Source organism: Vreelandella andesensis, from assembly GCF_003989795.1.
Lineage (GTDB): Bacteria > Pseudomonadota > Gammaproteobacteria > Pseudomonadales > Halomonadaceae > Vreelandella > Vreelandella andesensis.
Map to the genome: position 1 here is coordinate 24,334 of NZ_RZHG01000012.1, position 24,625 is coordinate 48,958.

The window sequence follows — 24,625 nt, forward strand, 5'->3', positions numbered from 1 at the left end:
GCCAGCTTAACGGATTAGTACCGTTAGGCGTGTCTTCCTTATGACCAATAGACGACAATCATGAATCTTATTCTGCTTGATCCGAGCGAAGTAAAGGGAGCTTATGCCTCCCTTACTGACGCACGACGTATCACCCATTTACGCGAGGTACACCGCGCCAGTGTAGGAGACCACTTAACCGTCGGCCTACAAGGCGGCCACATGGGGAAAGCGCAGTTAATTGAACTGAACGATACTCAGGCAACCTTTACATTGGAAAACCTGAATGAGCTACCCCCGCCGCCCCTTCCAGTGCACTTAATATTGGCGCTTCCTCGGCCCAGAATGCTGGCACGTACCTTAGAACATGTCACTGCCCTTGGCGTAAAAAATATTACATTGCTTCACACCAAGCGGGTAGAAAAAAGCTATTGGCAGTCTCCTGAGCTCCGCGTGGAAAAAATTCATCACCACTTAGTTCTGGGTCTTGAACAATCCCGCGATACGCTACTGCCTAGTGTGACGCTGTGCAAAGGCTTCCGCCCTTTTCTAGAAGAACAGCTGCCAGAACTACTAAAAGAACGGCGCGGTTTGGTGGCACACCCTGGTATGCAAAATGCCTGCCCACGGAATATTGACGGACAAATAGCGCTTCTTGTTGGGCCAGAGGGCGGCTTTATACCTTGGGAAATTGAAAAACTGCTTGAGGCAGGCTGCGAAGGCATGCATCTAGGCCCTCGCATTTTACGGGTAGAAACTGCGGTCACTGCACTGTTATCACGCCTGTTTTAATCGCCTGTTGAGCCAGAAAATAACGTGACAACCGCGGTGTATTTAGCGCAGCGTGATTATGACTGATCATCTGTCGAATCGTGGGGAACGTAGGTCGCGTTTTCCCCACATCCAGGTTCCTGAAGGAAGGTATTGCGAACATCTAATAACCCTAAGTGGCTAATAGTGCGGCGCCCCAAGAGCAGCGGATAAAGCATTTCTTCACGGTCTCGCAGACTAAACTGCTCTTCGTACACCGTGTCACCCATACAAACGTCGATTAACACCACCGGACGCTCATCACGCCCCCCGGCGCCACGCACCTTTTGCTCACGGTAAAGGGGGCGCTCAATCTGATCGCTAAACGTTTCACCGCTATCCTGATCCTCGAGCTTCAGACGAAATCGAACCCACTCTTCACCGTCGTTCTCAAACATTTCAATGTTACGTGCATCTAATGAAGAGGTTAGTGCACCGCTATCCAGCTTAGCTTTTACAGCGATACCCCACGGCTCAATTGATGCATTTTCCACCCACCCAAATACCTTATCTTCTGCCTGGGCTACTGCGCCCACTAGCAGCGTGCCAGCCATTGCGCTGGAAGCCAGCACGCTTAAAAGAGTTTTTCTCATTACATTTCGTCCTTGGTGAGAAAATTGCCTAGCGTGAGAAATCCGGCTAACTAAAGAAGGACCTCATCGAAACGAAGAAACGAAACATTAACGCAGCCGTTCTAACAGCGCCTGGGTGGCAAAACCATCGGGGGTCAGCCCCTGGTCACGTTGGAAAGCACGCAAACCTTCACGCGTATTAGGCCCCATGATGCCATCCGCAGTCCCCACTGAATATCCCGCATTATTAAGCCGCTGCTGCAAAGTGCGAACATCATCACGTGTCAGTGGTGCTTGATCTCTGGGCCAAGGCTGAGCGATGCCGTCACGTCCAGCGATAGCATCCGCCAGGGTAGACACGGCTAACGCATAACTGGTTGCATTGTTATAACGCAAAATTGCCCGGAAATTAGGCCCAACCATAAATGCTGGACCGTTTGCGCCTGCTGGCACAATGACCGCAGCGCTATCGAAAGTGGGCAGCTCACCCTTCATCGAGCGCACGCCTTGTGCCGCCCATTCAGCGCTGCTGCGCCGCTGTGTTTGTGAATAATTGAAGGAGTCAGGCAAGTTAACTTCAGTGCCCCAGGGCTGACCAGCCTGCCAACCGGCCCTCGCGAGGTAGTTAGCCGTAGAAGCCATAACATCAGGGATACTGCCCCATATGTCTCGGCGGCCGTCGTTGTCACCATCTACGGCATAGGCTTCAAAGCTGCTGGGAATAAACTGCGTATGGCCCATAGCGCCCGCCCAGGAGCCTTTCATTTGCTCGGCGGCAATATCACCTTGGTCGATGATACGTAGCGCAGCTAATAGTTCACCCCGGGCAAAATCACGCCGACGACCGTCGTAGGCCAGTGTTGCCAAAGACTCGAGCGTCGAGAAATCGCCAAAATTACTGCCGTAGTTACTTTCAATTCCCCAAATTGCAACGATGATTTCCGCGGGAACGCCGTAACGTTGCTGCATTTGCTGGGCGGTACCACGGTGGGCGGCAAGTTTTTCTAAGCCGTTGTTGATTCGCGTACTGGAGACCGCTGTATCTAGGTATTGCCAAATGGTACGGACAAACTCAGGCTGATACCGATCAAGCTCAATCACCCGTTCACGGTAGCGAAGCCCATCAAAGGCAGAGCTAAGGGTAGCCTCGCTAATGCCCTGCTGAGCCGCATAGCGGCGAAAATCAGCCAACCATTGATTAAAACTGGCATAGCTGACTTGTTCTGCCGCTTGTGCATCCACTTCGCTCATCAATTGCTGATTAGCGGCTGCGCCGGTGCTTAACGTCGCACTGCTAACGGCGAGCGCAAATGATAAATACAACGTAGGGCGGATTCTCACTGAACCTTTAACTTTCAAAGACATAACATTGATCTCTTGGCAATCCTTGGCGTGCTTCCGATAATGGCCCAGAAACCGTGCAGATGCTAGTCTTACCCGCCTAGTCGTAGCAAAACAATCAGATGAAACACCACCACTACTCCGGTCAGAACACAGCGCAGTTTGAGATACCAACGAGGAAAGCCTTCTCGGCCATCACGGCTAAGATCGTAGCCACCGATTAAAACAAACCCTGCCAGCAACACCCATAACCCCGTCGTCACATTGAATAATAACGCAGGCCAGGCTATTAAGCTGGGCACCATCGCAATGATCAAGCGTCGGTGGTTGCCTTGGCGCGGCACTTGAAGCGCACTCCCCCAATGAACACCCCCCAGAAAAGACAAAATGACCGCGCTGTAATAACTAAACCCATATACCGCCGTCACCTGCCAAGCAGCGGGTGCCCACCAGGCAATGAGACCTCCTGCTATAAAGGGAATTAAGCCTGCAAGCCCAAGAAACCATGCGACATTGCGATCACTAATTACCTCGTTCATATTACGAAACCTACTGTTTGAGCCCTATCGTCCATGGTTGAGTGAAACATTACTCATCCGTTTCTTGAAGTTCCGTTTTAGCCACTAGCCATCGCTGCCACTCAGCTGGCTCTACGTAGGGTGCATCAAACTTGGAAGGCGCTACACGCCAAGGCTGGTGACGCTCCAACCCTAACGGCAGTGACTCTAATTCAGGCAGCCAATGCGCTACGTAAAGCCCCTTAGGATCGTAATGCCCTGCCTGTTTTAGCACGTTGAAGTAACGATCTTGGCGGGGATCGCGACCAACACCCGCAATGTAACGCCAATTGCCCCAGTTACTCGCCACATCGTAATCAATCAAACTGTGTTCAAACCACCACGCCCCAAGGCGCCAATCGACATTTAAATCTTTCACCAAGAAACTGGCAACGTTCTGGCGTGCTCGGTTGGATATCCATCCGGTATGCTTTAATTCCAACATAGCAGCGTCGATAAATGGCACGCCGGTGGTCGCGTTGCGCCACGCGTTAAACGCATCGTTAGCGGGCGGCAACGCTTCACCACCAAATAATACCGCGCCTTCCAACTGAGCCGCTCGGTGAAAGTAGTCTCGCCACAGTAGTTCAAAGATAATCCAATAACTGGATTCACAGCTGCCATGAACGGCTTCCCACGACTTTACTTCTTGGCACACTTGACGGGCAGATAAGCAACCTCGCGCAAGCCAAGGTGAAAAGCGTGTAGAAAAGTTGGCACCTAACAACCCATTGCGGGTTTTCTTGTAGGATTCCGCACCGTTTTGACGCCAGAGGTACTGCTGAAGGCGGTCCCGAGCCGCCGACTCTCCTCCCTCGAACATAAACCCCTGCCGATTATCAGGCTGCCAGTCGGCACTTTCTTCGCATACTGCCTTAAGCGGGGGAAATCCTCTGGGAGCAGATTCAGGCCATGGTGGAAGTGTCACGGGTGCTGGTTGCGGCGCAGAAAACTCACAATGCTTTTCAACACGCCGCCGAAATGCTGAAAAGCTAGGCGGCAATTCACTCAATGCAAAGGGAAGCTCGCTTGCAGCAATTAAGTAACCACTATCAGCGCAAAAAAGCTGACACATTGGTGGAAGGTGTTCAGCAACGCGAGCAATATGCTGTGACTCTTCATACCCAGAATGCACGGCCACTCGCACTTCGCGTGCGCTTAGTAGGTCTGCCGTTTCTAATACAACATTCGCGGGGTCACCGATGCGAACTAGCAAGTCACTGCCACGTTGGAGTAGTTCGCCGCGTAGCTCCATCAAACTTTGCCATAAAAAACGTAACCGGGCAGGGCCAAGCCTGGGTGTAATTTCCCCAGCAATCGAGGGTTCTAACCATCGCTGGTCTAGCACATAGAGACAAAGCAGCTGTTCAGGAGGAGCATCGAAATGTAACAAAGGGTTGTCAGCTATCCGCAAATTATCCTGAAGCCATACAATATCAGTCGTACTGTTCATGCACTTGCCTCCTTGGTGTGCTGTGCTGTTTGGCTTCGCGACGGCAGCGTTCACTGCAGTAGCGCACTTCATTCCAGCAGCGCGCCCACTTCTTCCGCCAAGTAAAAGGACGTTGGCATTGAACGCAGTCTTTTTTCGGTAAATCTTGCTTGCGTTGCATAAATTCCATCTCGCTGCCTAACACCTAGGCGCCATACGTCAAAAACATGGACACATTATCTTATACGGTATAACTATTGTACATAAATTTGGTGTGTATGTTTTGACGCTATGCTGTTTAAACCGGCTTTTCCTCTACGCTTTCGACTTTTTTTATCAACGATTTCCGACTACTTTTCCCCTATAGCGCTTCAATTAAAAAGCCATCCGGATGGATGGCTTTTCGACAGGGCAATGCAACATTAACTAATGACGTTGAAGAAGAGGTGATACGAAATAAGAAAACAACGGATTATGTTTAATCGGGGTCTGTGGCGCGTGGATGCCGCTTGGCATTTTCATGGGTTTCTAGGCCGCTTTTAAGCTCGTGAGTGAGAGGGTCATAATTAGGTCTCAACTCATCTTTTACTGTACCGCTCCAGAGGCGCGAGCCAACAAAATAGCCGGCTCTACCAATCACATGAGCAGCAATCGGTGCCGTTATTAAGATAAAAACGATAATCGCGAACGAGCGTGCAACAACACCAACTTCGGCGAAGTGCATTGCCGATGCAAGCATGATTAAAACAACCCCAAGCGCTGCGGCCTTGGTGGTCGCGTGCATGCGGGTCAGCAAATCGGGCAGCCGTAGCAGGCCGATGGCAGCCAGCAACATAAAGCTCGCGCCCGTTATCAATAACGTCCCTTTGATAAACTCAATCATCTCGCGGCCCCCCACGTTCCAGAAAGCGTGCAAATCCAATCGCGGCTAAAAAGCCCATCAGAGCAATCACAATTGCCGCGTCGAGAAAACTCGCCACGCCCGATTGAATTGCATAAACACCCACCAGCCCTACCACGGTTGTGGAAAACAACTCAAGTGCTACAACGCGGTCGGGTAAGCTGGGGCCACGCACGACGCGTACGAAGGTCAGTACAAGTGCAAGCCCCATGATTATCTGGCTGATCAGAATAACGGTATCCATTAACGAAATAGCTCCAATGCACGGTGTTCCATCTCTTTTAAGTTATTTCGAAGCTCTTCTTCATCATCCAAAAACATGGCGTGGATGTAGAGCACTTTCCGATCGTCAGAGACATCAAGGCTTAACGTGCCCGGCGTAAGCGAGATTAAATTAGCCACCATGGTGATTTCCATCTCGGTTTGCGCAGAAAGGGGGAATGCAATAACACCGGGTTTCATATGCCAAGGAGGCGTCAGTATATCGAAGGCAACCCGAAGATTAGCCTGCACTAGCTCCTTAATAAAAAACCCAACAAATCCAATCATCCGCGGCACACGCGCTGGATAGCCTTTCAACGATTCGACTTGAGGCTCAATTAGTAGCAACGCTATGTAGCCGAAGATCATCCCCACCAGCAAATTAAGACCGGTAAAATCACCACTTAATAGCACCCAGGCTAACCCGAGCAAAAGGTTCCAGATCGCACCCGTCATGGAGAGTCCTCCGCATCGTCACCTATCCGTTCCGCCTGCAATTCAATCGGGTCAAGTAACGCCGCTTCAGCGCTAGCAGACACACCCATTACAGCCTCAATGTAACCCGAGGGCGACATTAGCTGATCACCGACAACGATCATCACCTGCATAATAGGCTCGGCAAAAACACCGATTAATAACGACATCATGGCCAGTACAACGACCGGCGTATACATCATCCACAGGGTTGGTTTAAGTAATCGACCGTCATCACCAACGGAGGTTTGTGATGCAGGAACGTTGTTGTCTTCTGGCAAGGCTTTCCAGAAGACTTCGTTCCAAATTTTTACCATGGAGTAAAGCGTCATAAACCCTACCGCCAGTGCAAACCCTGTGACTACGTACGCCTCTGCTTCCAGGCCAGCACGAACCAGCACAAACTTGGCAAAGAAACCCGATAGTGGCGGGATGCCCGCCAGCGAAAATGCAGAAATAAAGAACGCCACGGCTAACCAGGGGCGCTCGCGATAAAGTCCGCCCATCTTTTTAAGCTGATAAGTGCCTTGCAGGTGATAAGTAATACCACTGATCAAAAACAGGTTCGTTTTAACAATAATGTTATGCACGATGGCGAACGCACCCCCAGCAATCGCCAGCGGTGTATAAAGCGCCAAGCCAAGAATCATGTAGCCAATCTGGCTCACAATGTGAAACGAGAGGATGCGGCGGAACTCATACTGAGCGGCGGCACCTAGCACACCAGTGACCATCGTCAGCACAGCGCCCCAAAGCATTATGTCCTGCAAATACCCCATCGTTTGATCGAAGATGAGGGTAAACACGCGGAACAACGAATACACGCCGACCTTTGTTAGCAAGCCAGCAAACAGCGCCGACACAGCGACTGGCGGTGTGTGATAGGAAGCTGGCAGCCAGAAAAAGAGCGGAAAGGCGGCAGCTTTAATACCAAACGCCACCATAAACATAACGGCAAGCACTTCGACCATGCCGCTATGCTCGGCCTCATCCATACGCAAAGCAATGTCGGCCATGTTTAGCGTGCCTACCGTTCCATAGAGCAGCCCCACGGCTGACAAAAAAATGACCGATGCAAGCAGGTTCAACGTGACATATTTGATAGCGCCTTCCATCTGAGCTCGCTCACCGCCCAAAATCAACAGCGCAAACGACGCCACCAGCATAACTTCAAACCAAACATACAGGTTGAAAATATCGCCAGTTAAAAAGGCACCAGCTACCCCCGCTAACAGCAAATGCATCAGCGGGTAATAGCCAAATTTTTCATGCCCCCGCCCTGTGGTAGCCAGCGAATAAACGCCCATTGCCAAACCAATGATCCCCGTCATCAAAATCATGACGGCACTCAACATATCGGCAATAAGTGTAATTCCAAACGGAGCCGCCCAGCTGCCCATCTGCATGGTGATGTAACCGTCAGTTAACACAGCTACAAACAGCCATACACTCACAAGCAGCAGCGCGACGTTACCCGCTACGGCAATAAAGCGTTGAACAGGGCGAGAACGCCAAAAAAGTAATGAAAGCGCACCAGAAAGTAGTGGCAAAAGGACGGGCAATGCAACTTCAGGCCTCACGTATCAGTATCCTTCATTTTGTCCAAGTCATCTGCCTTTACAATTTCGTAGGCACGGCGAATTAACACGACAGCGAATGCCAGCACTCCAAAGGCAATGACAATCGCGGTCAACACAACGGCTTGGGGCAAGGGGTCTGCTACGTCACCTAATGGCTGGAGCATCCCTTCCGGTATTAACGGAGGCGCTCCGCGCGTCATGCCTGCCGTAGTAAAAATCAGCAAGTTGGCAGCATTCGTCAGTAACAAGAGACCAATCACTAATTTCACAATAGAACGACGTAACATCATAAAGACAGCGGCGGCGTAGAGTAGCCCAATCGCTAGTGCCATTAGCGGTTCCATATCGGACCTCCTGATGCATTAGGGTTCATCTTTATCCACCTCCATCAGCGCCATCACCATCCCCATCACTGAACCAAGGACGGCAAAGTACACCCCTATATCAAAAATGAGCGGTGTAGACGCTTTAAAATCAATGACCGGGATAGTCCACCACTGAGCAGTTAAAAATGGCTGCCCCATAAACCAGGCAGGAACCACTGAAATCATGCCTAATAACAGCCCAACCCCAATTAAGTCGCGGGGATCAACCATCCGAAGCACGTCCTTGGTAGAACTTACCCCAAAGGCAAACAGGTAAAGCGTGAAGGCACCCGCCGCCACTAGCCCGGCAATAAATCCACCTCCCGGTTCATCGTGGCCACGCAGTAATAAGAAAATTGAAAACATCAGCTGCAACGGCATCAAAAACCGTGCCGCCGTATTGAGAATAATGGTGCCTGATTTAACCATCGTAGGGCTCCTTAACACTGGCTTTCCCGCTTTCTTCCGCTTTACTTTCATCTGTATTGTGGCGCAGCTTAAGCATGGCGATAACCCCAATGGCAGCAAGAGCAAGCACAAACATTTCGCCCAATGTGTCAAGGGCGCGGTAGTCCACCAAAATGACATTCACAATATTGCGCCCGTAAGCCAGAGGGGCACTATTTTCAACCATATAGGCTGAAATCGGCTCAAACTGGTCGATACTCCAAGCGGTCATAATCAGTAGGAAAATCAGGATTCCCATGGTTGCCGCCACTGCGCCATCACGAATACGTTCAAGACTGGTAGAAAGATTAGAAAAGCGCGGCAACCGGAAAAGCACCAAAACCAACAAAATAACCGTTAGCGTTTCAACTAGCAGCTGAGTAATACCCAAGTCAGGAGCACTGAAGAGAATGAAAATAAGCGCAATCGAGAAACCCATAATCCCAACCGATACCACTGCGCCAAGACGTGAACGAGAAATGGTAGCAAACAAAGCCCCCATCACCATGGTGCCAACGACAATTACCTCATGGAATCGCACATCAAGTGTCAGCGCTAGTTGAGGTGCATGGCGCACTAGTATTGAGTTACCAATCAAGGCGATCAGCACCACTAACATGACGAGAATATAGTTGCGCATATAACCGTTCTGCAGCAGGCGTGTTTGCCATTCAGAAAATCGCACTATGCCATTCATTAAGCCTTCGTAACCCGCTTCCGGGCCATGTCGCATCACTGGCGCCAGCATCGCTAACTTACTGCGCGCACCATCCCAGCGCTTAAACAGTAAAAAGCCCAGGCCGACACTGACAATCGACATAATTAGCGCCATGTTAATGCCATACCAAAGCGATAGTGATACCGGTAGCGGCTCACCTGCTACTGCGGTCGCGGCTGATGTCAGCAGGGCATCGGCACCTAACATGGCGGGTGCCAGCCCTAACACAAGCGAACCAAACGCTAATATACCAGGCCCAATCAGCATGCTAAGTGGCGCTTCATGGGGAGTTTTTGGCGTTTCAAGTTGGCGACCATAAAAAGGCCGTAATGCGATAATGGCAGCCACTCCAATGGTCAAAATAGCCGCCAAAAAAGCAAACACTACTAGCAACAGTTTGAAGCGCTCTGCCCCTAGTGCGGCCTCCAGCATTAGCTCTTTAGCAATGAAACCAAATAAAGGCGGCATGCCTGCTAACGACAGTGCTGCCACACAGGCAATCACTGCCGTGATTGGCATGGCAGACTTTAACCCACCCATTGCGGTAACGTCTTTGGTGCCTGTCTCATGGTCTAAAATGCCGGCGACCATAAACAACGCCCCTTTATACATAGAATGGGCAAGCAGGAAAGTAACAAATGCCGTCATGGCGTACTCAGAGCCAATACCCAACAGCATGGTTAACGTGCCAAGTGCCATAATAGTGGAATAAGCCAGCAGCTTTTTAATATTGGTGTGATGGATCGCTAAAAAGGCACCCGTCAACATTGTGATCGCACCAATGACCGACAGTATTCCAACCCATAGCGCTGTACCACCCAGTTCAGGTTGTAAGCGAGCCAGTAAATAAATACCCGCTTTCACCATGGTGGCAGAGTGAAGGTAGGCCGATACCGGCGTCGGTGCTGCCATGGCGTTGGGCAACCAAAAATGAAAAGGGAACTGGGCTGATTTTGTGAAGGCTCCTAACAGCAAGCAAATCAGCATGGGGGTATAAAGCGAATGTTCGCGGAGATCGCTTTCCATTTGGCCTATTTCATAAAGCGACCAGCTACCACTTGCTACCCCTAACAGCACTAGGCCTGCCATCAGCGCTAAACCGCCGGCAACCGTGACAAACAAACCCTGACGGGCAGATTTTCTTGCCTCAATATCGGTATGGTTAAAGCCAATCAACAAATAAGACGTGATGCTGGTTAATTCCCAAAACACGAAAAGCGTTAGCAATCCGTCAGCGAGCACCAGCCCCAACATAGAGGCCATAAACGCAAGCAGCGCCAAATGAAAGCGCGCGATATCCGTGTGGCCTTTAAGATAACCACCGGCATAGATCAACACGAAAGTACCGATGACGGTAATTAGCAACCCAAATAGCAGTGATAGCCCATCAAGTAGAAAGCTGAGGCTGATGCCTAATGAGGGTACCCAAGACCACTCCAATAGTTGTGGCCCTTCATTTATAACGACCGGAGCCTGACTTAACAGCCAAGCAGCCATCAAAGCAGGAAACAGTGCCAGCACTAGACTTGTGCGTTCTCCAAACCAACGGTTGAGCAAAGGCGATGACACTGCCAATACAAAGCCCATTATCAAAGCGAATTGCATCCGGTGGTTTCTCCCTATAAAAACGTTTCAGTTAACCCTAGGGCAGCAGGACAAAAAGGCCCTAAGCGTTGAATAAATGTGATTTTTAATAGACAGACCTTATACCAAGGTTGATGAGATTTCTAGAAATCTAGCTCCCATAAAAAAGCCGCCTTAGCTGAACACCTTGGCGGCTTATGACAAAACGCATAGTTAAGAAACGGAAAGCCAGCCAGAGAGCTCGTTGTTAATAACTGCTAGTAAGGCATCGATGTGATCATCGCGATCATTCAAACAGGGAATATAACTAAACGTCTCTCCTCCTGCTTCCATAAAACTATCGTGAATTTCTTCTTTGATTTCCTCCAGTGTTTCAACACAGTCGGAAGAAAAAGCCGGCGACATAATTGCAATGTGTTTGTGCCCCTGCTTGGCAAGTTCAGCCACATGGTCGACGGTTTGTGGGCCTACCCACTTCTCAGGACCAAACTGTGATTGGAAGGCGGTATCCACCTCATCTTTACTCAGCCCCAGTTTTTCACGCATCAAGCGAGTCGTTTTCTGGCACTGACAATGATAGGGGTCGCCTTCTAACAGGTAACGCTCCGGCACTCCGTGGTAGCTAGCAACAAGTTTAGTCGGGCGGGTTTCAAAGCTGCCGTAAGCTTCTTGCACTGAATTTGCTAGCGCTTGGATATAGGCGGGGTGCTCAAAATAAGCGGGCACTGTACGAATATAAGGCTGCCACTTCATCTTCATTAACGTACGAAATGCCTGATCATTTGCCGTCGCAGTCGTAGGCGAGCCGTACTGAGGATAAAGCGGGAAGAAAACAATCCGTTCACAGCCCTTCTCTTTCAAGCCATTGAGGACGCTTTCAGTCGATGGATTGCCATAGCGCATACAGAAATCAACTTCGACATTATCGCCATATAACGCCTTCAAACGCGCGGTCATTTTTTCTGTTTGGGCACGTGTTGTCGTCAGCAGCGGGCTTTCGTTCTTTTCATTATTCCAAATGCTTTTATAGGCTTTTCCAGATGAAAAGGGCCGTTTAGTCAAAATAATCAGTTGTAAGAGCGGCTGCCACTTCCAGTTGGCGTAATCAACAACACGCTTATCAGACAAAAACTCGCTAAGGTAGCGCCGCATAGACCAATAATCCGTTGCATCCGGGGTGCCCAAGTTGGCCAACACCACGCCCACCTTTGCAGGGGGAACGGCGGGGTGATCACTTGGTGCATGGGCCAAACGCCCTTCGCCCGGCTGATCTTTCACAACATTATCGGCCATGTCGTTAACTCCTTAAATATTTAGATACTTAGATACTTAGATACTTAGATACTTAAAATAATCGTAAAATTCTACCACTTTTCGGCAAAGCCGCGGCATAAAGTTATACTATCAATATTATTTGTATAACTGCAGGCCAACTCATGTCTATGCCTTTACTGCTCGTTCTTGGTGACCAACTATCACTTTCATTGGCAACCCTACGCGACGCACCAACGGGTGCGGTAGTCGCCCTTTGCGAGGTTGCCGAAGAAGCACGCTATGTGCCTCACCATATACATAAGGTCGGCTTATTTATGGCCGCCATGCGACATTTTGCCCAGGCGCTGCGCGATAAAGGCTACAAAGTTCACTACAGCCGTATTGATGACGCTGATAATACTCAATCTCTGGTAACAGAAGCCGAACGAATTGCTGCCCAATACGGCTGCAATGAAGTGCGCGTGGCAAGGCCTGGTGAATGGCGACTCTGGGAGGCGATGCAGCAGCGCCAAAAGGCTGCCTTGCCCTGGCGAATGATAGAAGACGACCGTTTTTTCACTTCACCGGATGACTTTGCCAACTGGGCTAAAGGACGTAAACAGCTTCGCTTAGAGTATTTCTATCGGGAACAGCGCAAGCGGACGGGGCTACTAATGGAAGGCGATGCACCCGCTGGCGGAAAATGGAACTTTGATCACGACAACCGTGAACCGATTGAGGCCACGCTCAACTTTCCATCACTTCCTACCCACCATCAAGATGCCGTTACCCAGGAAGCGCTCAATGATGCCAAGCGCCATTTTAGCGAGCATATGGGCTCCTTGGATAACTTCAATCTACCCGTCACCCGCAAACAAGCGCTAGTGGATTTAAACCACTTTCTTGATCAGGGGCTGGCGGACTTTGGCCGCTATCAAGATGCGATTAGTGATACAGAGCCGTTTCTTTATCACTCCAGGCTATCGGCAGCGCTCAATATCGGCTTATTAACCCCTCAAGAAGTTTGTGAAGCCGCTGAGCAACAGTATCTTGCAGGCCATGCGCCCATCAATGCTGTTGAAGGGTTTATTCGTCAAATACTCGGTTGGCGAGAGTATGTTCGCGGGCTTTATTGGACACAAATGCCAGGCTACAAGCGTGAGAATCGGCTCGGCTTTGAGCGTGAGCTGCCGGCATTTTATTGGGATGGCAATACCGATATGCGCTGCTTACAGCGGGCTATCCAAATGACCATCGATAATAGCTACGCCCATCATATTCAGCGATTGATGGTAACCGGCAATTTTGCCCTCCTCTGCGGTGTTAAACCAGAGGCCCTCTGCGATTGGTACTTGGCAGTGTATGCCGATGCCTGCGAATGGGTAGAGCTGCCGAATACGTTAGGTATGGTGCTGCATGCTGATGGCGGCCTTATGGGCTCCAAACCTTACTGCGCTTCCGGCAAGTATATCGACAAAATGTCTGACCATTGCCAGCACTGCCGCTACTCCCCAAAGCAAGTGACAGGCCCGAAGGCGTGTCCATTTAATAGCCTTTACTGGCATTTTCTGGAGACCAACGCTGAACAGCTAAACCGCAACCCGCGCATGAAGCTAATTTATGGGTCACTCTCACGTATGAAAGATGAAAAGCGTGATGCCATGCGTCAGCAGGCGGAACAGTTTCTGGCGTCCCTACCTACCATCCAAGGCTACGGCCAACCCCTTCACACGCAAGGCTATCTCCCAAAGGATACTCAATGAGCCGCTTCTCTACACTTCAGGCAACATCACCTGTCACGCTATACCATGATGGCCATTGCCCTTTTTGCCGCGTGGAAGTCGCGTGGCTTGCAAAGCACCGACATCAACAACGCGTCGCCCTGGTAGACATTCAGAGTAGTGATTTCAATGCAGCCGAGGTAGGACGTAGATTTGACGACATGATGGGGCTGCTGCATGTCAAAGACAGCCAGGGAAATTGGTATATCGGCATGGACGCTAGCCGGGCCCTCTATGCGGTACTGGGCTACCGGTGGTTAGTGTGGCTTTCTTGCTTACCTGGCCTGCGAGGAATAATGGACGCAGGCTATCGTTTTTTTGCCCGTCGCCGGGTGCGGCTGGGCCAGTGGTGGGAAAAACGTCAAGCTAACAAGTAAAGGCGCCAACTGAAATCAAAGCGTAGGGGTATTAAAACACTAGCGGCATACGCGACGTTAACGGTGAGCTATAGTGCGCATCACGACCGATCACTTCGTCTTGGGGTACGTGCTGCACCAAGTAAGCACGGTGAATACCGGCACGTTTTAGCTCAAGATAAACATCATCTAGTGAGCGAAACAACATTGGCTTGCCGCGCTGGGTCAGCATATGTCGCTCGCCCTCAACGTCTTCGAGCTCGACTTGGTAAAATCGGCTACCCGAATGCGTGATAACGCGTATTTCAAAATTATCGTGGCCGGCAACGAATTGCTTTAGTTCTTTTAATTCCATGGTTCCCTCCTATGATTGTTGATTGTCATGGGGCACAGCATGACGATACCCCATGACAATTTTATTAACTTGTCACTTACAGATTGTGACGGCAACATCACAAAAGAGTTCCTGACCAAAACGTCAACTTATTCGTCTTCGTCGAATTATTGATACTCGGAGGGGTCAATTGCTTTTCCTAACGAATTACGGTCGATCCAGTTACCGCCTTTCGTTTCCTTGTAACGGAAAACCACTTTATCACCCACCGTTACCGGCACTTCTGAATCCTCAGTTTGGTAGCTATATTTTTCCCCTTCAACTACCAGGAAGTAACGGTAGAGGTCCGGCATTCCCAACCACTCTTTGAATGGCCCTTCCCGCTCTAGCGACTGCAGCTCCCCACGGCCTTCCAACTTAGGAAGACGCTTTCGGTTACCACGTCTAAAACCACCTGCCATTTGCCACTCCTGTCTATCTGTTTCATCGGGGAGGAGCATTATACGTTCTCCCCCCTAACGCTCAAGTTAATCGCCGAACGCTTCGCCATAGCTATCGGGCGCAAGGTCTTCGAAGCGCGTGTATCTTCCAATAAATGCCATATGCACCGTACCGATAGGCCCGTTACGTTGTTTACCAATGATCAACTCAGCAATCCCCTGGTTGTCAGGGTTGTCGGGGTTATACACCTCATCTCGATATACAAACGCAATGACATCGGCATCCTGCTCAATCGCGCCCGACTCCCTCAAATCAGACATGACGGGACGCTTATTGGGACGCTGCTCCAATGAACGGTTAAGCTGTGAAAGTGCCACAACAGGGCATTGGAACTCTTTTGCCAGCCCTTTCAGCGAGCGTGAAATCTCCGAGATCTCACCGGTACGGTTTTCAGAAAAACCAGGAATCTGCATCAGCTGCAGATAGTCAATCATGATAAGCGCCATGTTACCGTGCTCACGAACCACCCTACGCAGGCGCGAGCGCATTTCGTTAGGCGAAAGCGCAGCAGTGTCATCAATAAACAGCTGCTTGTCTTTTAGCAGATTGACCGCTGACGTTAGTCGTGGCCAATCTTCGTCTTCCAACTGCCCAGAACGGACGCGGGTTTGATCAATCCGACCTAACGACGAGAGCATGCGTAGCATCAGTGATTCAGCGGGCATCTCCATAGAGAACACCATCACCGGCTTATCACTGGCAATAACTGCATGTTCAACCAGGTTCATGGCAAACGTGGTTTTACCCATCGATGGGCGACCGGCAATAATCACCAAATCCGAGGGCTGCAAGCCCGAAGTCATTTCATCAAGGTCACGAAACCCCGAAGAAAGGCCTGTCATTTCACCTTTTAGATTAAAAAGCTCATCAATGCGATCAACGGCTTTGGTTAGTAGCTCACTCATGCCGATAGGACCACCGGTTTTCGGCCGTTCTTCAGCAATTTGGAAGACTAATCGCTCAGCTTCATTGAGCAGCTCATCAGCGGGCCGACCTTGAGGGGAAAATGCCCCGTCAGCAATTTGATTGGCCGCACGGATTAATTTACGCAGTGTTGCCCGCTCGCGAACGATATCGGCATAAGCACGAATATTACTGGCAGAAGGCGTATTGCGAGCCAGCTCGGCCAAAAAAGCCAAACCACCCACGGTATCTAGTTGATCACGCGCTTCTAACGCTTCTGATAGCGTGATGACATCCAACGGCTGCCCAGATTCGGCCAAATGAATCATCACATTGAATACCAAGCGATGTTCATAGCGGTAAAAATCATCCGCCACTAACCGCTCCGAGACATTGTCCCAGGCTTGATTATCCAACATTAGCCCACCTAGCACCGACTGCTCCGCTTCTAGAGAATGCGGCGGCAGCTTTATCGCTGCCGTTTCCTGATCAGCAGAAGGCTGGTCCTGCATAGTGAGCTCCTTAATAATAAAGCGTAGCCAATAACGACGACTATCTTAGCGGGACAATCTTAAACTCACCATAAGCAACCTATCCACGCCAAGCGACGTTCAAAAACATTCAACCAGCCTAACAAACGTTTTTAACCGGTGCTTAGAGACGCCATGGCTTAAAAAGTCAGCTAGCAAAAAACCCTTAGCCTAAAAAGACAAAGGGCGCGGGAAAAACCCGCGCCCTTTGAGGCGTCAGCGTTGTCGAGAGCGTTTACTCTGCGACAACAACCACGCGAACAACAGCATCTACATCTGCATGCAGGTGTAAAACGATGTCGTATTCGCCAGTTTGACGAATAGGGCCCTGCGGCATACGTACTTCACTCTTAGCAACTTCAATGCCAGCAGAGGAAATAGCGTCGGCCAAATCACGCGGCCCGATAGAACCGAATAGCTTGCCTTCATCGCCTGCTTTAGAAACCAACGACAATTCGATGTCGTTCAGCTGTTCAGCGCGCGCTTCCGCTTCTGCTTTACGCTCAGCGGCTTGGGCTTCAAGCTCAGCACGCTGGGCCTTGAATGCTTCAACGTTATCTTTGGTTGCCGGTACGGCTAGACCGTAAGGTACCAAATAGTTACGACCATAACCGGGCTTTACAGTGACTTTGTCACCCAGGCCGCCCAGCTTACCAATGTTGTCGAGCAGAATGACTTCCATCTCGTAAACCTCTTGTCAGTTGCTGCGGGCAAGGCGTGCGCGAACGTTCGCGAATGTATCAATCAGCCCCAACAGCAGCACAATGAGAATCGTGGGCCAGGTCGTGATCAGCAGCACATAGAATGCGACTAGCCACAGCCCGTTCATCCCCTTTATTCCAATAAACCCATGCACTAGCGCAATGCCAGCTACCAGCAGTGGAATCCAGCCAAGCATTGCCAGAGCGTGCGCTCCTAGCACCATACTCACCACACCGAGCACCACTAAAACAGCGAGCTCTTTGGGCAGTAGGCGCAGTGAGTGAAACTCTTCACGGAAGCCGCCTGGGTTATAAAGCCCAGCTTGCCAACTTCTCGCCAAGGCTAAACACACGATAGCCGCCAACAATATCACTAGACCCGTCACTCCACCGATTACCATAGCGGCAAGGGTGGGCGCGTCGATCCCTTGGTTAGCAAACTCTGTCAGCATGCGATCAATCTCGGTTGAGCTCTCTCGCAGTTGCTCCAGCATTAGCTGTGTTCCACCTGGTGGGATAAAGATGCCTAGCTGAACCATCACCGCTGCCGCTAATGTGCCAACGATTAATGCTTCACTCCAACGCATCCTTTCACGCAGGATGACCGCCATCAACGTCACTAGCAGCACGCTAGCAAGTGGAATGACATCACCTTGCGACCACCAGAAACCTGCAGGTAGTGCGGCAGCGATAATTACCGGAAGCGCAGGTGCGAAACCTTTGCGTAAAGTAACCAACGCGGCAATGGCTGCCCCTAACCAGAACAGCCAAGGCACCAGCGTAGCTAGCGCCGCCCCGCCAATGGCGTAGGGCGTGCTCCGCATGAGCCATCTTGCCAGTGCCAGCATCACGTTAAACGCTTACTGATGGCTATCGGAGTAGGGCAGCAGTGCCAGGTAACGCGAACGCTTAATAGCAGTCGCCAGCTGACGCTGATAGCGTGCTTTGGTGCCGGTGATACGGCTCGGAACGATCTTGCCGGTTTCGGTGATGTAAGCCTTCAGCGTGTCGAGATCTTTATAGTCGATCTGCTTGACGCCTTCAGCAGTGAAGCGGCAAAACTTACGGCGACGGAAAAAACGTGCCATGGACTAGCTCCTTAAAACGTGCAGTGGATGGAATTAGGCAGTTTCTTCTTCAGCTTCTTCAGCGCGCGGTTTATCTTCGCGACGCGGACGCTTTTCTTCTGCCGGCTTCATCATCGGAGAAGCTTCGGTGATCGCTTCTTTACAGCGAACAACCAAGCTGCGGATGATAGCGTCGTTGAAACGGAAGATGTTCTCGATTTCTTCGAGAGTCTCGCCGGCGCACTCGACGTTCATCAGCACGTAGTGGGCTTTGTGGATCTTGTTGATTGGGTAAGCCAGGTGACGACGGCCCCAATCTTCCAAGCGATGCACAGTGCCACCGTTTTCGCTAACAATACTGGTGTAGCGCTCGACCATAGCCGGCACTTGCTCGCTCTGATCCGGGTGGACCATAAACACGATTTCGTAATGACGCATGGAATCTCCTTGCGGTTTGACAGCTTCCGGTGTGTATTGACACGGCTGCACCAATGACGACAGGGAAGCAAGGAGTTAACTGAGATGCCTCATATTCACCGCAAGCGGTGTTATCAGGGGCATCAAGCAGAACTGTTTTCCGTATAAACTGTTAAGCAATACGAGCGCCCGCTTAAAGTTAAACGGGCGCAAGCATTCTAGTGGGCTGGTGCTTAACTTGCAAGCTGCCGCTGCCGAACGGCTTCAAACAAACAAATACCCGTTGCGACCGATACGTTCAAGCTGGACACCTGCCCTGCCATAGGAAGCTTTGCCAAGTTATCGCAAGCTTCCCTGGTTAATCGACGCATACCCTTCCCCTCAGCCCCCATCACTAACGCCGTAGGGCCGGTCATATCAATTTCAAACAGACTGGCATCAGCTTCGCCCGCAGTACCTGTAATCCATACTCCGGCATCTTTGAGCTTAGCCAAGGTGCGAGATAGGTTAGTAACCTGATAAACAGGCACCACCTCGGCAGCACCGCAGGCTACTTTACGCACCGTCGCGTTTAGCGGAGCGGCTTTATCTTTGGCCACAATCACCCCGTGGGCACCAGCGGCATCAGCACTGCGCAGACACGCGCCAAAGTTATGCACATCGGTAACGCCATCGAGTACTAACAGTAGCGGCGGCGTAGACGCCTGCCAGGCACGCAGCTTCAACCACAATGACTCTTCCCCTTCGGGAACCAGTGGCGAACAAAACGCCACGACACCCTGGTGAGCTGCGCCTTGGGTGAGCTGATCCAGCAGGTCACGGGGCTGCTCTGTTATGCGCGCACCACGAGACTGAGCACTCGCGACTACTTCTTTTAGTCGATTACCCGCCCCCTGCTGCACCCACAATTCGCGGGGCGTTTCGCCCCGCTCAAGCAGGCTTTCCAGAGCGTGAACACCATACACCTGGTCCAATCCATCCGGCGTGCGAACAGCCGGACGCGAGCTACGTCGAGACGACGACTTCATGCTCATCCCTTATTTGGTGATGGTTTACGCGGGCCGTTGCGCGTGCGCCTAGGGCCACGGCGCGTTGGCTGCTTATCCGTTGATGCCGCTGCTTTCTCAGAGCCCCCTTCTTTTCCGGCACGTTTTCCAGCACCATCTCCAGCACCAGTAGGCCCTTCACCACCACGGCGCTTGCGCGGCTGACGGCGTGGCCGAGGTTTCTCATCAGCAAGGCCGAAATCGATCTTGCGATCATCCATATCTACCCGCGCAACCTGGACCGTAAGCCCGTCGCCCAAGCGATACGTCGTGCCGGTACGCTCACCTTTGAGGCGGTGTTTTTCTGCCTCATAGTGGTAGTAGTCGGAAGGTAGCGAGGTAACATGCACCAACCCTTCGACATAGAAGTCATCCAAACGCACAAACAGACCAAACTGGGTCACTGAGGCGATAGTACCCTCAAATGTTTCGCCCAGTTTGTCAGACATAAACTCACATTTGAGCCAGCTTTCAACATCACGCGTTGCTTCATCAGCCCGTCGCTCGGTCATCGAGCAGTGCTCACCCAACTCAAGCATTTGCTCAAAGGTATAGGGGCACCACTTACTTGGCGGATCAACCGGTGCACCTTCTACCCGAACCACCGTATTGGTTTGGCGCGGCCCACGGATGACTGAGCGAATAGCCCGATGAACTAGCAGGTCTGGGTAACGGCGAATCGGCGAGGTGAAGTGCGCGTAAGCTTGATAAGCCAAGCCAAAATGGCCTTCATTCTGAGGCGAATAAACGGCCTGATTCATTGAGCGCAGCATGACAGTTTGGATAATATCAGCATCCGGGCGATCTATAATCACCTCCCGCAACGCTTGATAATCCTGAGGCGTCGGCATGTCGCCACCGCCGACAGATAGACCCAGCTCGCTTAAGAACAGACGCAGCTTGTCGAGACGTTCTGGCGTTGGACGCTCGTGGATACGGTAAAGAGCGGGTAAATCGTGCTTATCCAGGAACCGCGCGGTCGCCACGTTGGCCGCCAGCATGCACTCTTCGATTAGCTTATGAGCATCGTTACGGGTACGCGGCACGATCTTTTCAATCTTACGTTCATCATTAAAGATAATTGCCGTTTCGGTGGTATCGAAATCAATCGCGCCACGCTCTTCCCGCGCACTACGCAGTAGGCCATAAAGCTCGTGTAGATTTTGCAGCGGCTTCACCAGCGCTTTGTGCTCGCTGCGCAGCGCTTCGCCCTCTTCACTCTCGTTATCGAGAATGGCTGCCACCTTGTTATAGGTCAGGCGAGCATGGGAGTTCATTACCGCCTCGTAGAACGAGTAGCGGCTAATGGCGCCTGTCTTGGAGATATTCATCTCGCAGACCATCACAAGACGATCTACCTGAGGGTTTAACGAACACAAGCCGTTTGAAAGAAGCTCAGGCAGCATCGGCACAACTTGGCCCGGGAAGTACACCGAGTTACCCCGCGTACGCGCTTCATCATCAAGTGCGGTGCCAGGGCGAACGTAGTGCGACACATCAGCAATAGCAACCAGCAGCTTCCAGCTACCCGACTTCGTCTTCCAGGCGCACACCGCATCGTCAAAGTCTTTGGCGGACTCATCGTCAATAGTGACCAACGGAAGCTCGCGTAGATCGACGCGGTGTTGCTTATCGTCCTCTAACACTTCTGCTGAAATACCGCTGGTCTGGTCAAGCACTTCTGGTGGGAACTCAGCAGGGATATCGTAGCTACGAATCGCGATATCTATTTCCATGCCGGGATCCATGCGCTCCCCCAACACTTCAATAACTTCGCCAACCGGTTGAATTCTCGTCGCGGGCTGCTGAACGATTTTAGCCGAGACCACTTGGCCATCTTTTGCGCCAGCGCAGGCGGTGTGAGGAATGATAACTTCCTGGGTAATGCGAGGATTCTCAGGAATCAACACACCAAACTCAGGTGAATTGCTACGATAAACACCCACAATGGTTTGTGTATTTCGCGCAATTACATCAGCAATGGTGGCTTCATCACGACCACGACGGTCGCGACCGCTCACGCGCGCCAATACATAGTCGCCGTGGAATACACGGCGCATCTGGCGTGGAGGTAATACTAAATCCGGCTTTTTGCCGTCTTCACGCAGCAAAAATCCGAAACCATCACGGTGACCAAGCACTTTGCCCTTAATCAAATCTAGCTTGTCGATCAGCGCGTAGGCGCCTCGACGATCGCGCAGTACCTGACCATCACGCTCCATGGCAGCCATACGACGGCGAATAGCTTCAAGATGGTCTTCATCTTCAATGCCCAACATACGACTCATGTTTTCATGAGTCATCGGCTTGCCGTACGACTCCAACGCCGCTAATAGATACTCGCGACTGGGCGCAGGATTATCGTACTTGTGTGCCTCACGCTCGGCGTGCGGATCATCACTCAACGTCCAATACTTCATGCGATCAACATCCTTGATTGCGTTTGCAGGAGGCAGCTAATGTGCGCAGTCAAAGCATGCTGCGAGCGGGGGATATCAGCCATTAATCGACTGACGTACATCATATTTTGTTTAGTCATGTGTGCAGTATAGCGCTGCCTGTTCAATCACCCAACCACCTAGCTGACCAATTATACGATTTTAGTGCTAAAAACAGTTACCGGGCCTTGCATTTAAGCGTGGCCTCGGTATCATACGCGCCAATTGCCCAGATGGCGGAATTGGTAGACGCGCTAGCTTCAGGTGCTAGTGTCCGTATGGACGTGGAGGTTCAAGTCCTCTTCTGGGCACCATTTTACATCGTGTTACCCCCTTTTCATGATGTAAAACGGTGCAGCAGCAAGCAATGGTATTGAAAATAGCGTTTGAAATAGTCCTGTGAATAGTACTTGGAAATAGTCCTGAAAATAGTCCTAGAAGCAATATTAGTAAAAGTATCAGTAAAACGTTTGTATTCGCCCAGGTGGCGGAATTGGTAGACGCGCTAGCTTCAGGTGCTAGTGTCTGTATGGACGTGGAGGTTCAAGTCCTCTCCTGGGCACCATACGAATACAAACAGCAGTATGATCTTTAGTAAACAAAGAACTTTAGTAAACAAAGACTTTTAGCAAACAAAGATCAGTGGTAAAAAATCCCAGTTGTAAAAAATGATGTGCCCAGGTGGCGGAATTGGTAGACGCGCTAGCTTCAGGTGCTAGTGTCTGTATGGACGTGGAGGTTCAAGTCCTCTCCTGGGCACCACTTCAATAAGTCAGTACGCATTAACTCTGATCGACTCTTTATCGCCTGCCTCTCAGTATTGTATCCACAATGTTTGCTTTTTGACGTTCTCACCGTTCATCTAGAAAACGCTGTTCAGAAAAAAACCGCTCAAGCGAACAGCTTCGCCTTCGCGGTTTTTTACGTTATTGGAAACGCCCAGGACGCCGTGCAACCTCCTCTAACGCCCAGCCTTGAGTACGCAACTGCTCTTCCAACACAGCTTCGCGCTCCGCCGACAGATCAGGGAAGAAGTTCAGCCCTGTTCGCGACTCGATTTCATCGATAGTCACCAGATAGTCGTCTAACGGTTCATTGCCACGAACGTCTTGAGGCATGATAAAGGCGAGAGACAACGGTGCTTCTTCATTTGGTACAACGATAATTTTATAAAACGCCTCTGGCACTTCTACAAAACCAACTCGATTAAACACATTATCCATATAGCGCTCTGGAAAAATGGGACCAGTAATTACCTGTAAACGATCAAAGCGCGGTGCAAAATGATCCATTACTGACTCTTCAAGGCGCTGCCAAAGCTGGCGGTTCAAATTAGGCCGCTGAGGCGTCATATTACTCATCAAGAAGGTATCAACCTGGGCATTACGGCCATGTACTGCTGCAATCGCATAGTTAGGCGCCAAGTGCCCGCGATCATAGCCACTGCCGGAATAGCTATTCGTACCGATTGGCCACAATGTGCGCCAGTCAGCTTTAAAATTAGGCCGCGGACCAATACGAGTATCATCGGATACCGCCTCGACCTGATAACTGACCCAAAGTGGATTGACTCGCACATCCGACCACCCAGCCAAAAAGCCATCGTTTCTCAGCACACGGTGAAACGTTGTTGGATGAAAACCATCCCAGGTAGGCACCCCCATCCATGTGTAATCATTCTGATGTTGACGTCCCTGAAACTCCCAAAGCCCCGTTCCCACAATGACAAAAAGCACGGCGATACCGAAGCGTTTACCCTGACGACGCCAGCGCGAAAGCGATTTCCCCAACGGTCTTACTCCCTATAATAGTTTTGCATCCTGCTTTTTATGTCAGGTAGTTATTAATTACCAGCCCAGGGAAAACATCGTTTCTAAATCGTGACGGGAGTGTACCTGCATCGCATTCAGCGTTTCAGTATCGCTAATGCCTTCTACCGCGTTTAGACGTTCCGTGACCAATTCTGCAAGGCTTTCAAAATCAGGCGTACGTGCAATAGCGACAAGATCATAACGACCACAGGTCGAATAGACTTCACTGATACCATCTACATCAGCAAGGCGCTCGGCGACCGCTTTTACCTGGCCTTTTTCAGTATTGATTAAAATCACAGCGTTTTGCATAGCACCCCCAACAACAGCGTTAATAACAATCTAGTCAGCAACCTTCAGCGAGTATAACAGGCTGTTTGCTAGGGCCAAGCTCCGCTCAATAGCGCGGTCAATTGTCGCGCTCTTCATAAGGTTATTCGCACTAATTTTAAGCATGCGCTAGCA

The 24,625-nt window shown here is 50.8% G+C and carries 27 protein-coding genes and 3 tRNA genes; 6 read left to right on the top strand and 24 right to left on the bottom strand.

Annotated elements, in window-relative coordinates; genetic code table 11:
* The first annotated feature begins 60 nt into the window (after positions 1 to 60).
* Positions 61 to 771, top strand: a complete 711-nt coding sequence (locus ELY33_RS06385; protein WP_126945636.1) for a 16S rRNA (uracil(1498)-N(3))-methyltransferase — start codon at positions 61 to 63, stop codon at positions 769 to 771.
* A gap of 56 nt (positions 772 to 827) precedes the next feature.
* Here ELY33_RS06385 and rloA3 read toward each other — a convergent pair whose 3' ends face one another.
* The 13 genes from rloA3 to hemH form a co-directional block, all read right to left on the bottom strand.
* Positions 828 to 1,382: a retropepsin-like aspartic peptidase RloA3 gene (gene rloA3, locus ELY33_RS06390; RefSeq protein ID WP_422822285.1), complete on the bottom strand. Its 555-nt coding sequence runs from the start codon at positions 1,380 to 1,382 to the stop codon at positions 828 to 830.
* Positions 1,383 to 1,469: 87 nt separating this feature from the next.
* Positions 1,470 to 2,726: a lytic murein transglycosylase gene (locus ELY33_RS06395; protein ID WP_126945639.1), complete on the bottom strand. Its 1,257-nt coding sequence runs from the start codon at positions 2,724 to 2,726 to the stop codon at positions 1,470 to 1,472.
* Positions 2,727 to 2,794: 68 nt separating this feature from the next.
* Positions 2,795 to 3,241 (bottom strand): DUF3429 domain-containing protein, encoded by a 447-nt coding sequence (locus ELY33_RS06400; protein WP_126945642.1) that lies wholly within the window; start codon positions 3,239 to 3,241, stop codon positions 2,795 to 2,797.
* Between the two features lie 49 nt (positions 3,242 to 3,290).
* Positions 3,291 to 4,712 (bottom strand): DASH family cryptochrome, encoded by a 1,422-nt coding sequence (locus ELY33_RS06405; protein WP_126945645.1) that lies wholly within the window; start codon positions 4,710 to 4,712, stop codon positions 3,291 to 3,293.
* Positions 4,696 to 4,881 carry a DUF2256 domain-containing protein gene (locus ELY33_RS06410; RefSeq protein ID WP_340148107.1) on the bottom strand — a complete coding sequence of 62 codons (186 nt, stop codon included), beginning with the start codon at positions 4,879 to 4,881 and terminating at the stop codon, positions 4,696 to 4,698. The genes ELY33_RS06405 and ELY33_RS06410 overlap by 17 nt, the downstream gene beginning before the upstream one ends.
* 288 nt (positions 4,882 to 5,169) lie before the next feature.
* Positions 5,170 to 5,574 carry a monovalent cation/H(+) antiporter subunit G gene (mnhG, locus tag ELY33_RS06415; RefSeq protein WP_126945651.1) on the bottom strand — a complete coding sequence of 135 codons (405 nt, stop codon included), beginning with the start codon at positions 5,572 to 5,574 and terminating at the stop codon, positions 5,170 to 5,172.
* Positions 5,567 to 5,836, bottom strand: a complete 270-nt coding sequence (locus tag ELY33_RS06420; protein WP_009721695.1) for an MrpF/PhaF family protein — start codon at positions 5,834 to 5,836, stop codon at positions 5,567 to 5,569. Before ELY33_RS06420 ends, mnhG begins: the two co-directional genes overlap by 8 nt.
* A complete protein-coding gene (locus ELY33_RS06425) occupies positions 5,836 to 6,309 on the bottom strand; it encodes a Na+/H+ antiporter subunit E (RefSeq protein WP_126945654.1) in 474 nt (157 codons plus the stop codon). Before ELY33_RS06425 ends, ELY33_RS06420 begins: the two co-directional genes overlap by 1 nt.
* Positions 6,306 to 7,907, bottom strand: coding sequence for a Na+/H+ antiporter subunit D (locus tag ELY33_RS06430; protein WP_126945657.1), 1,602 nt, complete (start codon positions 7,905 to 7,907; stop codon positions 6,306 to 6,308). The genes ELY33_RS06425 and ELY33_RS06430 overlap by 4 nt, the downstream gene beginning before the upstream one ends.
* The gene (locus tag ELY33_RS06435) at positions 7,904 to 8,251 is read right to left on the bottom strand and encodes a Na+/H+ antiporter subunit C (RefSeq protein WP_126945660.1); all 348 of its coding nucleotides are present in this window, start codon (positions 8,249 to 8,251) and stop codon (positions 7,904 to 7,906) included. Before ELY33_RS06435 ends, ELY33_RS06430 begins: the two co-directional genes overlap by 4 nt.
* A gap of 18 nt (positions 8,252 to 8,269) precedes the next feature.
* On the bottom strand, positions 8,270 to 8,701 hold the full coding sequence (locus tag ELY33_RS06440; RefSeq protein WP_126945663.1) for a Na+/H+ antiporter subunit B: 432 nt from the start codon (positions 8,699 to 8,701) through the stop codon (positions 8,270 to 8,272).
* Positions 8,694 to 11,042, bottom strand: coding sequence for a putative monovalent cation/H+ antiporter subunit A (locus tag ELY33_RS06445; RefSeq protein ID WP_126945666.1), 2,349 nt, complete (start codon positions 11,040 to 11,042; stop codon positions 8,694 to 8,696). Before ELY33_RS06445 ends, ELY33_RS06440 begins: the two co-directional genes overlap by 8 nt.
* Before the next feature lie 192 nt (positions 11,043 to 11,234).
* Positions 11,235 to 12,314, bottom strand: a complete 1,080-nt coding sequence (gene hemH / locus ELY33_RS06450) for a ferrochelatase (protein WP_126945669.1) — start codon at positions 12,312 to 12,314, stop codon at positions 11,235 to 11,237.
* A gap of 143 nt (positions 12,315 to 12,457) precedes the next feature.
* Between hemH and ELY33_RS06455 the strand changes: the two genes are divergently transcribed.
* Both ELY33_RS06455 and ELY33_RS06460 read left to right on the top strand, forming a co-directional pair.
* A complete protein-coding gene (locus ELY33_RS06455; RefSeq protein WP_126945672.1) occupies positions 12,458 to 14,038 on the top strand; it encodes a cryptochrome/photolyase family protein in 1,581 nt (526 codons plus the stop codon).
* On the top strand, positions 14,035 to 14,433 hold the full coding sequence (locus ELY33_RS06460; RefSeq protein ID WP_126945674.1) for a thiol-disulfide oxidoreductase DCC family protein: 399 nt from the start codon (positions 14,035 to 14,037) through the stop codon (positions 14,431 to 14,433). The genes ELY33_RS06455 and ELY33_RS06460 overlap by 4 nt, the downstream gene beginning before the upstream one ends.
* 31 nt (positions 14,434 to 14,464) lie before the next feature.
* On the opposite strand, the gene ELY33_RS06465 is transcribed toward ELY33_RS06460, so the two are convergent.
* From ELY33_RS06465 to rnr, 9 genes are all read right to left on the bottom strand, one after another.
* Complete coding sequence (locus tag ELY33_RS06465) at positions 14,465 to 14,767, bottom strand: DUF6482 family protein (protein WP_009721686.1); 303 nt, start codon at positions 14,765 to 14,767, stop codon at positions 14,465 to 14,467.
* A gap of 146 nt (positions 14,768 to 14,913) precedes the next feature.
* Positions 14,914 to 15,207, bottom strand: a complete 294-nt coding sequence (locus ELY33_RS06470; protein ID WP_126945810.1) for a hypothetical protein — start codon at positions 15,205 to 15,207, stop codon at positions 14,914 to 14,916.
* A gap of 66 nt (positions 15,208 to 15,273) precedes the next feature.
* On the bottom strand, positions 15,274 to 16,662 hold the full coding sequence (gene dnaB, locus ELY33_RS06475) for a replicative DNA helicase (protein ID WP_126945677.1): 1,389 nt from the start codon (positions 16,660 to 16,662) through the stop codon (positions 15,274 to 15,276).
* A gap of 253 nt (positions 16,663 to 16,915) precedes the next feature.
* A complete protein-coding gene (gene rplI / locus ELY33_RS06480; RefSeq protein WP_126945680.1) occupies positions 16,916 to 17,362 on the bottom strand; it encodes a 50S ribosomal protein L9 in 447 nt (148 codons plus the stop codon).
* Positions 17,363 to 17,377: 15 nt separating this feature from the next.
* Positions 17,378 to 18,229 carry a hypothetical protein gene (locus tag ELY33_RS06485; RefSeq protein ID WP_126945813.1) on the bottom strand — a complete coding sequence of 284 codons (852 nt, stop codon included), beginning with the start codon at positions 18,227 to 18,229 and terminating at the stop codon, positions 17,378 to 17,380.
* 12 nt (positions 18,230 to 18,241) lie between these two features.
* Complete coding sequence (gene rpsR, locus ELY33_RS06490; RefSeq protein ID WP_009097135.1) at positions 18,242 to 18,469, bottom strand: 30S ribosomal protein S18; 228 nt, start codon at positions 18,467 to 18,469, stop codon at positions 18,242 to 18,244.
* Positions 18,470 to 18,502: 33 nt separating this feature from the next.
* Positions 18,503 to 18,886 carry a 30S ribosomal protein S6 gene (rpsF, locus tag ELY33_RS06495; protein ID WP_126945683.1) on the bottom strand — a complete coding sequence of 128 codons (384 nt, stop codon included), beginning with the start codon at positions 18,884 to 18,886 and terminating at the stop codon, positions 18,503 to 18,505.
* Positions 18,887 to 19,098: 212 nt separating this feature from the next.
* On the bottom strand, positions 19,099 to 19,893 hold the full coding sequence (rlmB, locus tag ELY33_RS06500; RefSeq protein ID WP_126945686.1) for a 23S rRNA (guanosine(2251)-2'-O)-methyltransferase RlmB: 795 nt from the start codon (positions 19,891 to 19,893) through the stop codon (positions 19,099 to 19,101).
* Between the two features lie 2 nt (positions 19,894 to 19,895).
* Positions 19,896 to 22,331, bottom strand: a complete 2,436-nt coding sequence (rnr, locus tag ELY33_RS06505) for a ribonuclease R (protein ID WP_126945689.1) — start codon at positions 22,329 to 22,331, stop codon at positions 19,896 to 19,898.
* A 245-nt stretch (positions 22,332 to 22,576) separates the two neighbouring features.
* On the opposite strand from rnr, the gene ELY33_RS06510 reads away from it, so the two are divergent.
* The 3 genes from ELY33_RS06510 to ELY33_RS06520 all read left to right on the top strand — a co-directional run bounded on the left by ELY33_RS06510 (position 22,577) and on the right by ELY33_RS06520 (position 23,111).
* Positions 22,577 to 22,663, top strand: a tRNA-Leu gene (locus ELY33_RS06510).
* A 164-nt stretch (positions 22,664 to 22,827) separates the two neighbouring features.
* Positions 22,828 to 22,914, top strand: a tRNA-Leu gene (locus ELY33_RS06515).
* Positions 22,915 to 23,024: 110 nt separating this feature from the next.
* A tRNA-Leu gene (locus ELY33_RS06520) sits at positions 23,025 to 23,111 on the top strand.
* A 164-nt stretch (positions 23,112 to 23,275) separates the two neighbouring features.
* On the opposite strand, the gene ELY33_RS06525 is transcribed toward ELY33_RS06520, so the two are convergent.
* Both ELY33_RS06525 and ELY33_RS06530 read right to left on the bottom strand, forming a co-directional pair.
* The gene (locus tag ELY33_RS06525) at positions 23,276 to 24,139 is read right to left on the bottom strand and encodes a DNA/RNA non-specific endonuclease (protein WP_126945693.1); all 864 of its coding nucleotides are present in this window, start codon (positions 24,137 to 24,139) and stop codon (positions 23,276 to 23,278) included.
* A gap of 57 nt (positions 24,140 to 24,196) precedes the next feature.
* Complete coding sequence (locus ELY33_RS06530) at positions 24,197 to 24,472, bottom strand: Lrp/AsnC family transcriptional regulator (protein WP_009721675.1); 276 nt, start codon at positions 24,470 to 24,472, stop codon at positions 24,197 to 24,199.
* Between the last annotated feature and the right edge of the window lie 153 nt (positions 24,473 to 24,625).

Coding starts and splice junctions, on each gene's coding strand:
- ELY33_RS06440 (WP_126945663.1), bottom strand. CDS start 8,701: ATGGTTAAATCAGGCACCATTATTCTCAATACGGCGGCACGGTTTTTG.
- mnhG (WP_126945651.1), bottom strand. CDS start 5,574: ATGATTGAGTTTATCAAAGGGACGTTATTGATAACGGGCGCGAGCTTT.
- ELY33_RS06465 (WP_009721686.1), bottom strand. CDS start 14,767: ATGGAATTAAAAGAACTAAAGCAATTCGTTGCCGGCCACGATAATTTT.
- rnr (WP_126945689.1), bottom strand. CDS start 22,331: ATGAAGTATTGGACGTTGAGTGATGATCCGCACGCCGAGCGTGAGGCA.
- ELY33_RS06385 (WP_126945636.1), top strand. CDS start 61: ATGAATCTTATTCTGCTTGATCCGAGCGAAGTAAAGGGAGCTTATGCC.
- rloA3 (WP_422822285.1), bottom strand. CDS start 1,382: ATGAGAAAAACTCTTTTAAGCGTGCTGGCTTCCAGCGCAATGGCTGGC.
- ELY33_RS06425 (WP_126945654.1), bottom strand. CDS start 6,309: ATGACGGGTGCGATCTGGAACCTTTTGCTCGGGTTAGCCTGGGTGCTA.
- ELY33_RS06420 (WP_009721695.1), bottom strand. CDS start 5,836: ATGGATACCGTTATTCTGATCAGCCAGATAATCATGGGGCTTGCACTT.
- rpsR (WP_009097135.1), bottom strand. CDS start 18,469: ATGGCACGTTTTTTCCGTCGCCGTAAGTTTTGCCGCTTCACTGCTGAA.
- rpsF (WP_126945683.1), bottom strand. CDS start 18,886: ATGCGTCATTACGAAATCGTGTTTATGGTCCACCCGGATCAGAGCGAG.
- dnaB (WP_126945677.1), bottom strand. CDS start 16,662: ATGCAGGACCAGCCTTCTGCTGATCAGGAAACGGCAGCGATAAAGCTG.
- ELY33_RS06435 (WP_126945660.1), bottom strand. CDS start 8,251: ATGGAACCGCTAATGGCACTAGCGATTGGGCTACTCTACGCCGCCGCT.
- ELY33_RS06485 (WP_126945813.1), bottom strand. CDS start 18,229: ATGCTGGCACTGGCAAGATGGCTCATGCGGAGCACGCCCTACGCCATT.
- ELY33_RS06445 (WP_126945666.1), bottom strand. CDS start 11,042: ATGCAATTCGCTTTGATAATGGGCTTTGTATTGGCAGTGTCATCGCCT.
- ELY33_RS06455 (WP_126945672.1), top strand. CDS start 12,458: ATGTCTATGCCTTTACTGCTCGTTCTTGGTGACCAACTATCACTTTCA.
- ELY33_RS06530 (WP_009721675.1), bottom strand. CDS start 24,472: ATGCAAAACGCTGTGATTTTAATCAATACTGAAAAAGGCCAGGTAAAA.
- ELY33_RS06410 (WP_340148107.1), bottom strand. CDS start 4,881: ATGGAATTTATGCAACGCAAGCAAGATTTACCGAAAAAAGACTGCGTT.
- rlmB (WP_126945686.1), bottom strand. CDS start 19,893: ATGAAGTCGTCGTCTCGACGTAGCTCGCGTCCGGCTGTTCGCACGCCG.
- ELY33_RS06460 (WP_126945674.1), top strand. CDS start 14,035: ATGAGCCGCTTCTCTACACTTCAGGCAACATCACCTGTCACGCTATAC.
- rplI (WP_126945680.1), bottom strand. CDS start 17,362: ATGGAAGTCATTCTGCTCGACAACATTGGTAAGCTGGGCGGCCTGGGT.
- ELY33_RS06395 (WP_126945639.1), bottom strand. CDS start 2,726: ATGTCTTTGAAAGTTAAAGGTTCAGTGAGAATCCGCCCTACGTTGTAT.
- hemH (WP_126945669.1), bottom strand. CDS start 12,314: ATGGCCGATAATGTTGTGAAAGATCAGCCGGGCGAAGGGCGTTTGGCC.
- ELY33_RS06400 (WP_126945642.1), bottom strand. CDS start 3,241: ATGAACGAGGTAATTAGTGATCGCAATGTCGCATGGTTTCTTGGGCTT.
- ELY33_RS06470 (WP_126945810.1), bottom strand. CDS start 15,207: ATGGCAGGTGGTTTTAGACGTGGTAACCGAAAGCGTCTTCCTAAGTTG.
- ELY33_RS06405 (WP_126945645.1), bottom strand. CDS start 4,712: ATGAACAGTACGACTGATATTGTATGGCTTCAGGATAATTTGCGGATA.